At 29.9% G+C, this 14247-nt stretch carries 9 protein-coding genes; 8 read left to right on the top strand and 1 reads right to left on the bottom strand.

What is annotated here, in order from left to right; translation table 11 throughout:
- The first annotated feature begins 326 nt into the window (after positions 1-326).
- The 3 genes from KGF48_RS02325 to KGF48_RS02315 all read left to right on the top strand — a co-directional run bounded on the left by KGF48_RS02325 (position 327) and on the right by KGF48_RS02315 (position 4883).
- The gene (locus KGF48_RS02325) at positions 327-2204 is read left to right on the top strand and encodes a cell wall-binding protein Cwp2 (RefSeq protein WP_227867708.1); all 1878 of its coding nucleotides are present in this window, start codon (positions 327-329) and stop codon (positions 2202-2204) included.
- A 106-nt stretch (positions 2205-2310) separates the two neighbouring features.
- A complete protein-coding gene (locus KGF48_RS02320; protein WP_227867707.1) occupies positions 2311-3018 on the top strand; it encodes a PIG-L family deacetylase in 708 nt (235 codons plus the stop codon).
- 32 nt (positions 3019-3050) lie between these two features.
- On the top strand, positions 3051-4883 hold the full coding sequence (locus tag KGF48_RS02315) for a cell wall-binding repeat-containing protein (RefSeq protein ID WP_227867706.1): 1833 nt from the start codon (positions 3051-3053) through the stop codon (positions 4881-4883).
- A 43-nt stretch (positions 4884-4926) separates the two neighbouring features.
- Here KGF48_RS02315 and KGF48_RS02310 read toward each other — a convergent pair whose 3' ends face one another.
- On the bottom strand, positions 4927-5328 hold the full coding sequence (locus KGF48_RS02310) for a GtrA family protein (protein WP_227867705.1): 402 nt from the start codon (positions 5326-5328) through the stop codon (positions 4927-4929).
- Positions 5329-5559: 231 nt separating this feature from the next.
- On the opposite strand from KGF48_RS02310, the gene KGF48_RS02305 reads away from it, so the two are divergent.
- The 5 genes from KGF48_RS02305 to KGF48_RS02285 all read left to right on the top strand — a co-directional run bounded on the left by KGF48_RS02305 (position 5560) and on the right by KGF48_RS02285 (position 14199).
- The gene (locus KGF48_RS02305) at positions 5560-7971 is read left to right on the top strand and encodes a cell wall-binding cysteine protease Cwp84 (RefSeq protein WP_227867704.1); all 2412 of its coding nucleotides are present in this window, start codon (positions 5560-5562) and stop codon (positions 7969-7971) included.
- A 210-nt stretch (positions 7972-8181) separates the two neighbouring features.
- Positions 8182-9759, top strand: coding sequence for a cell wall-binding repeat-containing protein (locus KGF48_RS02300; RefSeq protein WP_227867703.1), 1578 nt, complete (start codon positions 8182-8184; stop codon positions 9757-9759).
- A gap of 109 nt (positions 9760-9868) precedes the next feature.
- Positions 9869-11020 (top strand): acyltransferase family protein, encoded by a 1152-nt coding sequence (locus tag KGF48_RS02295; RefSeq protein ID WP_227842585.1) that lies wholly within the window; start codon positions 9869-9871, stop codon positions 11018-11020.
- Positions 11021-11268: 248 nt separating this feature from the next.
- A complete protein-coding gene (locus KGF48_RS02290; protein WP_227839522.1) occupies positions 11269-13293 on the top strand; it encodes an N-acetylmuramoyl-L-alanine amidase in 2025 nt (674 codons plus the stop codon).
- Between the two features lie 219 nt (positions 13294-13512).
- Positions 13513-14199 (top strand): sugar transferase, encoded by a 687-nt coding sequence (locus tag KGF48_RS02285; RefSeq protein ID WP_227827554.1) that lies wholly within the window; start codon positions 13513-13515, stop codon positions 14197-14199.
- Positions 14200-14247: the final 48 nt, after the last annotated feature.

Below are 14247 nucleotides of genomic sequence, written 5' to 3'. Positions count from 1 at the left end.
TGAAAAAGAAGCTGAAAATCAGCTTCTTTTTCTGTGTGAGAAATACGGAAAAAAGAGATGCTTGAAATTTCTTTCTTCCATTTAATATTATACTATAAAGAAGATGAAAAGTCTATTAGTTATAAACTGGATTATTAAAAAAAATTACAATTTTGTTACTTTTTTGTATACATAAATATTAAGAAATTAAAGTATCAGAAAAAAATTATATCTTTTGGTTAATTATTACAATAAGTCTCATTTATTGAAATAATATCAAATATATATTATAATTGGTAAATAAGGAAAAAATAATAAAAAATTGAATTTTTTAGGGGGAAAATACCATGAATAGAAAAAATCTTTCTGTAATTATGGCAGCTGCAATGATAAGTACATCAGTAGCTCCAATTTTTGCTGCGGAAACTACACAGGTAAAAAAAGAAACAATAACTAAAAAAGAAGCTACAGAATTAGTTTCGAAAGTTAGAGACTTAATGTCTCAAAAGTACACTGGAGGTTCTCAAGTTGGACAACCAATATATGAAATAAAAGTTGGTGAGACTTCATCACAATTAAAAATAATAACTAATATAGACGAATTAGAGAAATTAGTAAATGCATTAGGAGAAAATAAAGAACTTATTGTAACTATAACAGATAAAGGGCATGTAACAAATAGTGCAAATGAAGTAGTTGCAGAAGCAATTGAAAAATATGAAAATTCAGCAGACCTTTCTGCTGAAGCTAATTCTATAACAGAAAAAGCTAAAGATAAAACAGAAACTAATGGAATTTATGGAGTTGCAGATGTAAAAGCTTCATATGATAGTACTAAAGATAAATTGGTTATAACCTTAAGTGATAAAACAGAAACAGCAACTTCTAAAACTATATATGTAGGTATTGGCGATGAAAAAGTTGATTTAGCAGCAAATCCAGTTGATTCAACTGGAACAAACTTAGACCCTTCTGCAGAAGGATTTAGAGTAAATAAAATAAATAAATTAGGTGTAGCAGGAGCTAAAAATATTGATGATGTTCAATTGGCTGAAATAACTATAAAAAATAGTGACCTAAATACAGTTTCACCACAAGATTTATATGATGGATATAGATTAACTGTTAAAGGTAATGTGGTAGCAAATGGTACATCAAAATCAATTAGTGATATTTCAGCAAAAGATTCAGAAACAGGAAAATATAAATTTACTATTAAGTATACTGATACATCTGGAAAAGCAATAGAGCTTACTGTAGAAAGTACTAATGAAAAAGATTTAAAAGATGCAAAAGCTGCATTAGAAGGTAATTCAAAGGTTAAATTGATAGCTGGAGATGATAGATATGCAACTGCAGTGGCTATAGCAAAACAAACAAAATATACTGATAATGTAGTTATAGTTAATTCAAATAAACTAGTTGACGGATTAGCAGCTACACCACTTGCTCAATCTAAAAAAGCACCTATATTATTAGCATCTGATAATGAAATACCAAAAGTAACTTTAGACTATATAAAAGATATAATTAAGAAAAGCCCATCAGCTAAAATATATATAGTAGGTGGAGAATCAGCAGTATCAAATACAGCTAAAAAGCAATTAGAATCAGTAACGAAGAATGTTGAAAGACTAGCTGGAGATGATAGACATACAACTTCTGTAGCAGTAGCAAAAGCTATGGGTTCTTTTAAAGACGCATTTGTAGTCGGTGCAAAAGGAGAAGCTGATGCTATGAGTATAGCTGCTAAAGCTGCTGAACTTAAGGCTCCTATAATAGTAAATGGTTGGAATGATCTTTCAGCAGACGCTATCAAATTGATGGATGGAAAAGAGATTGGCATAGTAGGTGGTTCTAATAATGTATCTAGCCAAATTGAAAATCAACTTGCTGATATTGATAAAGATAGAAAAGTTCAAAGAGTTGAAGGAGAAACAAGACACGATACCAATGCTAAAGTCATAGAAACATATTATGGAAAATTAGATAAACTATATATAGCAAAAGATGGGTATGGAAATAATGGTATGCTAGTAGATGCATTGGCAGCAGGACCTTTAGCAGCAGGAAAAGGTCCAATACTTCTAGCTAAAAATGACATAACAAATTCACAGAAAAATGCTCTTGACAAAAAATTAAATCTTGGTGCAGAAGTGACTCAAATAGGTAATGGAGTTGAATTGACAGTAATACAAAAGATAGCTAAGATACTAGGTTGGTAATAAATTATACTGTGGAGAAGATTCCTTAATAAATAGAGGAATCTTTTTCTATAGTTATGCTATTTATTGTAAATTATAACATTTTATGAAATAGGAGGATACAGTAGTGGTAGATGCAACTTTATTTTTTACACCACATCAAGATGATGAAACTTTAAGCATGGGTAGTGCTATAATTGAACATGTTGAAAAAAGTGATACACATGTCATATTATGCACAGATGGTAGTAAATCGATAATAAGAAAAGTATTAGATGATGGAGGGTCATGCTCTTATCATATTAAAGATGTTCATAAGTATTCTCTATCAGAAAGTGAGTTTTCAAAAGATAGAGATGAAGAATTTAAAGATAGTTGTGAAGCAATGGGTGTAAAAGAAAGTAATATACATATAGAAGATAATAGAGCCCATGATGGAGAGTTAAGTAAAGAAAAAGCAAGGGAAATAATTCTTAAATACTTAAAAGAATATCCAGATGCGAAAGTAAAGACTGTTACTCCATTTAAGGCTAGTGGTATACATGAAGACCATAGAGCATTAGGTGAAGCAGCTTTAGAATTATATCAAGAAGGAAAAATAAAAGATTTAAGGTTTTATGTAGAACCATATGACTACAATGACTTTAAAAAAGTTAATCCAAATGTAGAAGTATGGAAGGTATTACCTAGTCAAGAAGAGAAGTTATTAAGTGCAATGAATTCATATAAGAAATGGAATCCGGAAAGTGGTCATTATGCTATAGGGTACCATTCAGTAGCATCTCACTTTGATGAGTTAGCTACAAATAAAATACAGTATGTACATGCTCCATAAAATAGTATTAAATAATTAGGAGGTAATAATTAATGAAAATATCAAAAAAGATAGTGCCGTTATTAGCTATAACATTTTTATCTGTTACATTATATGGAAGTGCATCTAATGCTTCTACAAAAGATACACTAACAGGTTCTGGAAGATGGGAAACTGCTATAAAAATAAGTCAATCTGGATGGATAAAATCTGATAGTGCTATATTAGTAAATGACAATTCAATAGCAGATGCTTTATCAGCGACTCCATTTGCAAAGGCAAAAGATGCACCAATATTACTAACTCAAAGTAATAAATTGGACAGTAGAACAAAAGCAGAGTTAAAAAGACTAGGTGTAAAAAATGTATATTTGATAGGTGGTTCAATTGCAATAGGTTCAAATGTTGAAAAGCAGTTAGATGCAGAGAATATAAACTTTGAAAGAATATCTGGAAATAGTAGATATGAAACTTCTTTAAAATTAGCTGAAAAATTGGATAAGGAAAATTCTATATCTAAGATAGTTGTTGTAAATGGAGAAAAGGGACTTGCTGATGCAGTAAGTGTTGGAGCTATAGCTGCCCAAGAAAATATGCCAATAATACTTTCTGATTCAGATAATGGAACTGAAGTAGCCGATAATTTTATAGATAGTAAAGATATAGAAAAATCGTATGTAATAGGTGGTACATATTCCATTTCTAATTCTGTAGAAAGAAATCTACCAAATGCAACAAGAATAGCAGGTAGTAGTAGAAGTGAGACAAATGCAAAGATTGTAGAAGAATTTTATAAAGATACTGATATAAAAAATATTTATGTGACAAAAGATGGTACAAGGAATAAGAATGATTTAATAGATTCTTTAGCAGTAGGTGTACTAGCAGCTAAAAATAGTTCTCCAATAGTATTAGCAGGAAGTAAGCTTGATACTACTCAAAAGGATGTGCTAAATACTAAGATTATAGATAAAGTTACTCAAATTGGTGGATTGGGTAATGAAGATGTTGTAGATAATATAATAGATATACAAGAAAAAACAAAGTATACTGTTGAAACTATAGAAGAATTTGATGTTGCAATGAAAAAAGCTGATGCTAATGATGTTATAATATTTGAAACTAAAAAAGATGATAGCATAAATGATTCTTTTGAAGTGAAAACAACTAAAGCAATAACTGTAGAATTTGATGGTATATTTAAAAAGACAATAACTATAGATATGCCTAATGGAGATGTGAATAACTTTGGTGAAATATCTGATGATATAAAAATAAATAATATAAGAAAAAATACTTTACTTAATGAAGGAAGTATACAAGGTATTGATATTTATTCTGAAAATGGTTGTAAAATAGAAAATAAAAGCGATGGAGATATTTGGCTTATAACAATAGCATCAGAAGCTAGAGGTGTGTATATAGTGAATGATGGAGATATATCAAAAATTTCAAATAGTTGTTCAGATGTCATAATAAAAAACTCAGGAAAGATTAATTTAGTGACTGGTACTGAAGAACCTGCAATTAGTGGAAAAAAACCAATAACTAATGATACTGAATATGATGATGAAAGAGCTCATGGATTATCTGTTAAAACAGAGGCATGTTCCACACCTCAAAAAAATTATATAATAGTAACAATATCATCTAAGCCTAAAAACTCAAATTACGAGATTTATTATAGAGTAGTCGATGATAAACCTTCAGCTATGTATGTAGGGGAAAAAATTAATCCTAGAGATTGGTATTCTGTATCAAAATCAGATGATTCATTTATTGAAAAAGCTAAGAATGGATCATATATAGAAGTTGTTGAAATAAATTCTTCAAATAATAGAGTCTCTAGATGGGGAAGATCAAGCTCAACTGATGATGGACTTTAAAGTGTAAATAAGATTTTAAAAGTAGATTACTATTTCTAGTAGTCTACTTTTTATTTTTAAAAATTATCATTTTACTAAACAAGTAATTTAGAACTATAACAACTATATTAGTAAATACCTTTACAATGATATCATTTACAAAAAGCAAATCAATCATTACATACATAATTAACATTTCAACGACACCAGAAAGTAGTCTAAAACTAATAAAAGAGAAAAATTCCTTAAATAAGAACTTTATTTCAATTCTTTTACTCTCAAACACAAAAAACTTATTAGTAACATAAGCAAATAAAACAGCAAGTATCCAAGCTAAAGCATTTGCAACCATAAAATTAAATGAAATAACTCTAGTAAAAAATAAATACGAAACTATATTTACAAGAGTAGTAAATGCTCCAAAAAATAAATATAATATTGTCTCTTTATGTTTTTTTAAAATCAAATATAATCCTCCTAAACTAATTAAACATAAGCATTCTTGAAGATTCTAACACATTTTAGTATAACATATCCATTAATTAATAAATCAATACATTATAAAATATTATAAAAAAAAGAATTATGACATTATACAGCTAATATACACTCATAATACAGATTTTATCAAAATAAAATATCCCCTTGATTTAGAAATCTGATATAATAAAAATTAAATACATATAAGGGGGTAAACATGAGAAAGTATAAATCAAAAAAATTGTCAAAGCTACTGGCATTGTTGACAGTTTGCTTTTTAATAGTGTCAACAATACCTGTCTCAGCAGAAAACAATAAAACTCTAGATGGAGTAGAAACTGCAGAATATTCTGAAAGCTATCTTCAATACCTAGAAGATGTCAAAAATGGAGACACAGCAAAATATAATGGAGTAATACCTTTTCCACATGAAATGGAAGGTACAACACTTCGAAATAAGGGTAGAAGTAGTCTTCCATCAGCATATAAATCAAGTGTAGCATACAACCCAATGAATCTTGGTCTCACTACACCAGCAAAAAATCAAGGAAGTCTTAATACATGCTGGTCTTTTTCAGGTATGTCAACTTTAGAAGCATATCTTAAATTAAAAGGATATGGAACGTATGACTTATCAGAAGAACATTTAAGATGGTGGGCGACTGGTGGAAAATATGGATGGAACTTAGATGATATGTCAGGGAGTTCAAATGTAACAGCCATAGGATATCTGACAGCATGGGCAGGTCCTAAGTTAGAAAAAGATATACCATATAATCTTAAATCTGAGGCACAAGGTGCAACTAAACCTTCAAATATGGATACTGCACCTACTCAATTTAATGTAACAGATGTTGTTCGTCTTAATAAAGATAAGGAAACTGTAAAAAATGCTATAATGCAATATGGTTCAGTGACATCAGGTTATGCACATTATTCAACATATTTTAATAAAGATGAAACAGCATATAACTGTACAAATAAGAGAGCTCCTTTAAATCATGCTGTAGCAATAGTAGGATGGGATGATAATTATTCAAAAGATAACTTTGCATCTGATGTTAAGCCAGAGTCAAATGGAGCATGGTTAGTAAAAAGTAGTTGGGGAGAATTCAATTCTATGAAAGGATTCTTCTGGATTTCTTATGAAGATAAAACTTTACTTACAGATACAGATAACTATGCAATGAAATCAGTATCAAAACCAGATAGTGACAAAAAAATGTACCAACTTGAATATGCTGGGCTTAGTAAAATAATGTCAAATAAGATAACAGCAGCAAATGTATTTGATTTTAGTAGAGATTCTGAAAAACTTGACTCTGTTATGTTTGAAACAGACTCAGTAGGAGCAAAATATGAAGTATATTATGCACCAGTAGTAAATGGAGTTCCTCAAAATAACTCAATGACAAAACTTGCAAATGGAACAGTATCATACTCTGGATACATAAATGTACCTACTAACTCTTATAACCTACCAAAAGGAAAAGGAGCAATAGCAGTAGTTATAGATAACTCAGCAAATCCTAATAGAGAAAAATCTACTTTAGCATATGAAACTAACATAGATGGATATTACTTATATGATGCTAAAGCAAGTTTAGGTGAAAGTTACATACTTCAAAATAATAAATTTGAAGATATAAATACATACAGTGAGTTCTCTCCTTGTAACTTTGTTATAAAAGCTATAACAAAAACATCTTCTGGACAAGCTACTTCAGGAGAATCTTTAACTGGAGCAGATAGATATGAAACAGCAGTTAAAGTTAGTCAAAAAGGATGGACTTCTTCACAAAATGCAGTACTAGTAAATGGAAATGCTATAGTGGATGCTTTAACAGCTACACCATTTACGGCAGCAATTGATTCTCCAATTCTTTTAACAGGAAAAGATAACTTAGATTCAAAAACTAAGGCAGAGTTACAAAGATTAGGAACTAAAAAAGTTTATCTAATAGGTGGAGAAAACTCTTTAAGCAAGAATATACAAACTCAACTTAGTAGTATGGGTATATCAATAGAGAGAGTTAGTGGTAGTGATAGATACAAGACTAGTATATCACTAGCTCAAAAGCTAAATAGTATAAAATCTGTTTCACAAGTTGCAGTGGCAAATGGTGTCAATGGACTTGCGGATGCAATAAGTGTTGGTGCAGCAGCAGCTGACAACAATATGCCAATAATACTTACTAATGAAAAGAGTGAGTTACAAGGTGCTGATGAGTTTTTAAATTCATCAAAAATAAGTAAGACTTATATAATTGGTGGTACAGCTACTTTATCATCAAACTTAGAAAGTAAGCTTTCAAACCCAACAAGACTTGCAGGAAGTAATAGAAATGAAACTAATGCTAAGATAATAGATAAGTTCTATACTAATTCAGATTTAAAATATGCTTTTGTTGTTAAAGATGGTTCAAAAAGTCAAGGTGACTTAATAGATGGACTAGCAGTAGGAGCATTGGGTGCTAAGACAGATTCTCCAGTTGTTTTAGTTGGAAATAAATTAGATGAGAGTCAAAAGACTGTACTTAAATCTAAGAAGATTGAAACTCCAATTAGAGTTGGTGGAAATGGAAATGAAAGTGCTTTTAATGAATTAAATAGTCTTTTAGGAAAATAATAATGTTAGATATTTTGTAATTTAAAAAATATTTAATATAGCTTTAAAGATATATTAAAGAAATAAGCCCTAACCGTTAATATGGTTGGGGCTTATTTCTTGAGAAATTTTCTATAGAGAAAAATGTAATAATTTTAAACTGTAAAATAGTGTAAAGATACTCTATAATATAAGATGGTAAGATTTTAAACGAAATAAGGGGGTAATAAAATGAAAGCACCAAAAACTATTTTAACTATATTGACAATAGCGCTTACTTTGAGTGGGATTTCTATAACTTCATCATATGCACTTACAGAAGAAAAATTAATAGGTGAAGGGAGATATGAAACTGCTGTAAAGATAAGTCAAAAAGCATATAGTTCAAGTAATAATGCTGTATTAGTGAATGATAGTTCTTTAGCTGATGCTCTTTCAGCTACACCATTTGCAAAATCTAAAGGAGCTCCAATACTTTTAACAGAAAGTAATAAACTGGATGATAGAACTAAAACAGAGCTAAAGCGTTTGGGAGCTAAGGATATTTATTTAATTGGTGGGACTGCTGTGTTAAATAAGGATATAGAGAATCAATTAAAAAATGATGGATTAAATGTGGAAAGAATTAGTGGTAATGATAGATATGAGACTTCATTACTTTTAGCAAATAAACTAAAAGATATTAAAGATGTTAAGGAGATAGCTGTTGTGAATGGGGAAAAAGGGCTAAGTGATGCTGTAAGTGTTGGAGCACCATCTGCTCAAAATAATATGCCTGTAGTTTTATCTAGTCCAAAGAATGGAGTAGAACCATTTGAAAAATTTATAAAAGATGAGAAAGTTATAAAGGCATATGTAGTTGGAGGTACAAATTCTGTTTCAAGAGCTGTAGAAAAGAGCCTTCCAAATGCAGAAAGATTGAGTGGAAAGGATAGAAATGAAACTAATGCCAAGGTTATAGAAAAGTTTTATTCTGATGTAGATTTAAATAATCTATATGTAACCAAAGATGGAAGTAAAAATGAAAATCAACTTATTGATTCATTGGCAGTTGGAGTATTGGCAGCAAAAAATGAATCACCTGTTGTTTTGGTCGGTGATAAACTAAATACAAAGCAAAGGGATGTACTTAGTACTAAAAAATTAAGTACTGTAACACAAGTTGGTGGAAATGGAAATGAAGAAGCTTTTAATGAGATTAAGACTTTACAAGATAAGACTATCTTTGAAGCTAAAACTGTTGAAGAATTAACTAATATGATAAATATTGCAAGTCCTAATGACATTATTAACTTTAATCCAAAAGAGGATACTGTAAATGAAACTTTTATAATGGTAACAAATAAACCAATAACTGTGAATATAAAAGGGGATTGTTCAAAGACTATCACTGTTGATATGCCTAATGGTGAGGTAAATAACTATGCTACTTTAGTAAATGTTATAGTGAGAAATATTGGTGAAGGTGGATTTAATAATCATGATACAATATCTATATTGTCAGTTCGCGACAAAAATGGTAGAGTTATAGAAAATACTAGAAGTTCAGATATAGATACGTTGATGATATTAGCATCTGCTAATGATACAAAATTGATTAATGATGGATATATAGGAAAACTTATAGATAATTCATCTAATAGTGATATAACTAATCATGGTACTATAGACAAAAAAGTAAATCAGGTTGAGGATTTAGAGGCTAAGGTTGATTCTATTGAAAAAGCTATAGATTCTATAAGCCAGAAAGTCAATAAAATACAAGACATACTAGATAAACTTGGATTTCTAAAGAAATTTCTTAACTAAAAAGATGTATATTTAAGAGAACTATATTTTAGACTTATGTATGAAGATATATAGTTAGATAGAATCATAGCTAAAGCTAAATATAAAGTTAAATCTTGGGGGAGGTAATATGGAGAGTGGATTTGAAGGTAAATTAAATACAAAAACTATAAAAAGTAGAGTTAAATCAATAGATATAATAAGAGGGCTATCAATAGCCCTCATGATAGTTTGCAATAATCCTGGGACTTGGATGAGAATGTATCCACAACTAAGACATGCTATATGGCATGGTGTAACACTTGCAGATTTTGCATTCCCTTTCTTTGTTATATCTTTAGGTGTTACAATTCCAATATCAATAAACAGTAAACTAAAGAATAATAAGTCTACAATACGAATAATACTAAGTATATTTAAGAGAAGTATTTTACTAATGTTGTTTGGATTTTTCTTAAATTACCTAGGAAATCATGACTTAAGTACTGTGAGAATACTTGGAGTGCTTCAACGTATGGGGCTAGTGTATCTTGTAACTAGTTTAGTGTATTTACTACTAAAAAAGCTAAATGTAGGAAGCACTGCAACTATAATTACTTTCTTGTGTATATCTGCATTTATTATAGTGGGGTATTACATAGTTGCAAAACCTTATGGATTTGAATTAGAAGGTTCTCTTGCACAATTAGTGGATTTCCATTTTTTTAAAGGACATTTGTACAAGCCAGAGTTTGAACCAGACGGATTTTTAACAAGTATAGTAGCTATTTCCTCAGGAATGTTGGGCTGTACTATGGGATGTGTACTTCTAAAAGAAAATATAGGAGAGTATAAAAAATTCTTTAAAATATTAATTATGAGTATCATTTTACTTACATGTGCTTTTGCTTTTAATCAATATTTTCCATTTAATAAGAGATTATGGTCAAGCTCATTTGTACTTTTAATGGCTGGAAGTTATGGTATTTTATTGGCAATATTTTACTTTATATGTGACATCAAAAATAAAAGCAAAATATTTACTCCAATAATAGCACTTGGAAGTAGCCCTATTTTTACATATATGTGTCTTGAGATATTGAGTCATGTGTTTTGGAATTTACCAAAACTTACTGATAAAGTAGATTATCCCACTACCTTGGTGGAATGGACTACATATGAACTTATAACACCTTGGGCAGGTACAACGTGGGATTCTCTTGTATTTTCTCTCTTGTATGTATTGTTTTGGGTTATAATAATGTCGTTTATGTATAAAAAGAAAATATTTATTAAAATTTAATGTAGTATTTTGTTTAAAAAAATATTTCTTTAATTTGTTCAAATATGCAGAAATTCTCAGGAATAATCCGGTTTTTCCCTAGCGAAAATTAAAAAAACATGCCATAAAAGATTACAAAAAGATTACAATTTGTAATCTTTTGTGCTATAATGAAAAAAGATTTACATAATATTGAATTTATGTAATATAAAACAAGTTCAAGAAGAATTAAATAAGATTTAAAGATCTAAAAATCTAGGGGGGATACAATGAGAAAAAGAACAAAATTATTAGCAACAGGAATGTTGTCTATAGCAATGGTGGCACCAAACGTGGCTTTAGCAGCAGAAAATACTACTGCAAATACAGAATCTAATTCAGATATTAATATAAATTTACAAAGAAAAAGTGTAGTGTTAGGAAGTAAATCGAATGCAAGTGTAAAATTTAAGGAAAAATTAAACGCTGATTCAATAACATTAAATTTTATGTGTTATGATATGCCACTTGAAGCTACTTTAAATTACAATGAAAAGACAGATGCATATGAAGGTGTAATAAATTACAATAAAGACCCAGAATATTTAAATGTATGGGAACTTCAAAGCATAAAAGTAAATGGTAAAGATGAACAGAAAGTTTTAAACAAAGAAGACTTAGAATCTATGGGATTAAATCTTAAAGATTATGATGTTACACAAGAATTTATAATAAGTGATGCTAACTCGACAAAAGCAGTAAATGAATATATGAGAAAAACTTCTGCACCAGTAAAAAAACTTGCAGGAGCTACTAGATTTGAGACAGCTGTTGAGATAAGTAAACAAGGATGGAAAGATGGAGCTAGTAAGGTTGTAATAGTTAATGGAGAACTAGCAGCAGATGGAATAACAGCTACTCCACTTGCTTCTACATATGATGCACCAATATTACTTGCAAACAAAGATGATATACCAGAAAGCACAAAGGCAGAATTAAAACGTCTAAATCCAAGTGATGTAATAATCATAGGTGATGATGGTTCAGTTTCACAGAAGGCAGTATCTCAAATTAAATCTGCTGTAGATGTAAATGTAACTCGTATTGGTGGAGTTGATAGACATGAAACATCTTTACTTATAGCAAAAGAAATCGATAAGTATCATGATGTTAATAAGATATATATAGCAAATGGATATGCTGGTGAGTATGATGCTCTTAATATTTCATCAAAAGCAGGTGAAGACCAACAACCTATAATATTAGCTAATAAAGATTCTGTACCAGAAAGTACATATAATTGGTTATCTTCACAAGGTTTAGAAGAAGCTTACTACATAGGTGGAGACCAAAGTTTATCATCAAAAATTATAGACCAAATATCTAAGATAGCAAAAAATGCAACTTCAAAAAACAGAGTGTCTGGAGCTGATAGACATGAAACTAATGCAAAGGTAATTAAGACTTTCTATCCAGATAAAGAGTTGAGTGCAATGTTAGTTGCAAAATCTGACATAATAGTTGACTCAATAACAGCAGGACCTTTAGCAGCTAAGTTGAAATCTCCAATACTTATAACTCCAAAAACTTACGTTTCTGCATATCATAGTACAAACTTATCAGAAAAAACAGCAGGAACAGTATATCAAATTGGTGATGGAATGAAAGAGAGTGTTATAAGCTCTATAGCATCTAGTTTATCAAAACACAATGCACCAACAGAACCAGATAATTCTGGTTCAGCAGCAGGAAAGACTGTAGTGATAGACCCAGGTCATGGGGGTTCTGATTCAGGTGCAACTAGTGGACTAAATGGTGGAGCTCAAGAAAAGAAATATACTCTTAATACAGCTTTAGCAACTACTGAATACTTACGTTCAAAAGGTATAAATGTTGTTATGACAAGAGATACAGATAAAACGATGGCTTTAGGAGAAAGAACAACATTATCAAATACTATAAAGCCAGATTTATTTACAAGTATACATTACAATGCATCTAATGGAGCAGGTAATGGTGTGGAAATTTTTTACAAAGTAAAAGATAAAAATGGTGGAACAACTAAGACTGCTGCATCAAATATCTTAAAAAGAATATTAGAGAAATTTAATATGAAAAATAGAGGAATCAAGACAAGAACACTTGCAAATGGAAATGATTACCTATATGTATTAAGAAACAATAAATATCCTGCAATACTTGTAGAGTGTGCATTTATAGACAATAAGAGCGATATGGATAAATTAAATACAGCAGAAAAAGTAAAAACAATGGGAACTCAAATTGGAATAGGAATAGAAGATACAGTAAAATAAAATAAAAAATATTAAAGCAAAATATATCATCTCCTGTTATAATATAAAATATAGCAAGAGATGATATATTTTTGCAAAGAATCAAATTATTTACAATGACGTTTATTGTATTGATAAACTGCTCATTATTGAGTATAATATAGAAATAAGTCAAAAATAAGATAGAAATACGTTGAAATTAAGAATTTAAAAATTTTTTATTCCAATATGGAGGTAGCTATGTCTGGATATACTAATGATGAATGTGAAATACCTAAAGTTACAAGCTATCCAGGGGCAGATAAAGAAATTGCAAGTGAGATTGACTATAGCATAGTAAAAGGGACAGTTTTATTTGACTTGTACCAAAGAGTTATGGATTTAGTTTTATCGATATTAGGGCTTGTAGTAGGTTTACCTTTAATAGCAATATTTGGAATTCTTATTAAAATAGAGGACAAAGGACCAATAACTTATAAGCAAGAAAGACTAGGAAAATGCGGGAGAAGATTCTATATATATAAATTGAGATCTATGAGAACAGACGCAGAAAAATTTGGCGCACAATGGGCTGAAAAAGATGATCCTAGAATAACTAAGGTTGGAAAGTTTATTAGGAAAACTAGAATTGATGAGATTCCACAGCTGTTTAATATATTAAAGGGGGACATGGGTTTAATAGGCCCTAGACCAGAGAGACCAAACTTTACTGTTCAATTTAATGAGGAAATACCTGGATTTATCAACAGGCTTGCTATAAAACCTGGACTTACAGGTTGGGCACAAGTAAATGGTGGATACGAAATCACTCCTGAAGAAAAACTTAAAGAAGATATTTACTATATAAAAAATAGGAGTATATTACTTGACTTTAAGATACTCTTTAAAACTGTTAAAGTAGTATTGACAGGAGACGGAGCTAGATAATTTTAAAATATTAGATTACTAATCAATGAAAAAGCTCTTTAAAAAGAG

The sequence above is a fragment of the Clostridioides sp. ZZV15-6388 genome (genome assembly GCF_020657755.1).
Classification (GTDB): Bacteria; Bacillota; Clostridia; order Peptostreptococcales; family Peptostreptococcaceae; genus Clostridioides.
This window is presented reverse-complemented; position numbering and strand designations above follow the sequence as displayed.

What these genes read in the sequence shown, in the direction of transcription:
- KGF48_RS02315 (WP_227867706.1), top strand. Translation starts at nt 3,051, where the DNA reads ATGAAAATATCAAAAAAGATAGTGCCGTTATTAGCTATAACATTTTTA.
- KGF48_RS02290 (WP_227839522.1), top strand. Translation starts at nt 11,269, where the DNA reads ATGAGAAAAAGAACAAAATTATTAGCAACAGGAATGTTGTCTATAGCA.
- KGF48_RS02295 (WP_227842585.1), top strand. Translation starts at nt 9,869, where the DNA reads ATGGAGAGTGGATTTGAAGGTAAATTAAATACAAAAACTATAAAAAGT.
- KGF48_RS02300 (WP_227867703.1), top strand. Translation starts at nt 8,182, where the DNA reads ATGAAAGCACCAAAAACTATTTTAACTATATTGACAATAGCGCTTACT.
- KGF48_RS02325 (WP_227867708.1), top strand. Translation starts at nt 327, where the DNA reads ATGAATAGAAAAAATCTTTCTGTAATTATGGCAGCTGCAATGATAAGT.
- KGF48_RS02305 (WP_227867704.1), top strand. Translation starts at nt 5,560, where the DNA reads ATGAGAAAGTATAAATCAAAAAAATTGTCAAAGCTACTGGCATTGTTG.
- KGF48_RS02285 (WP_227827554.1), top strand. Translation starts at nt 13,513, where the DNA reads ATGTCTGGATATACTAATGATGAATGTGAAATACCTAAAGTTACAAGC.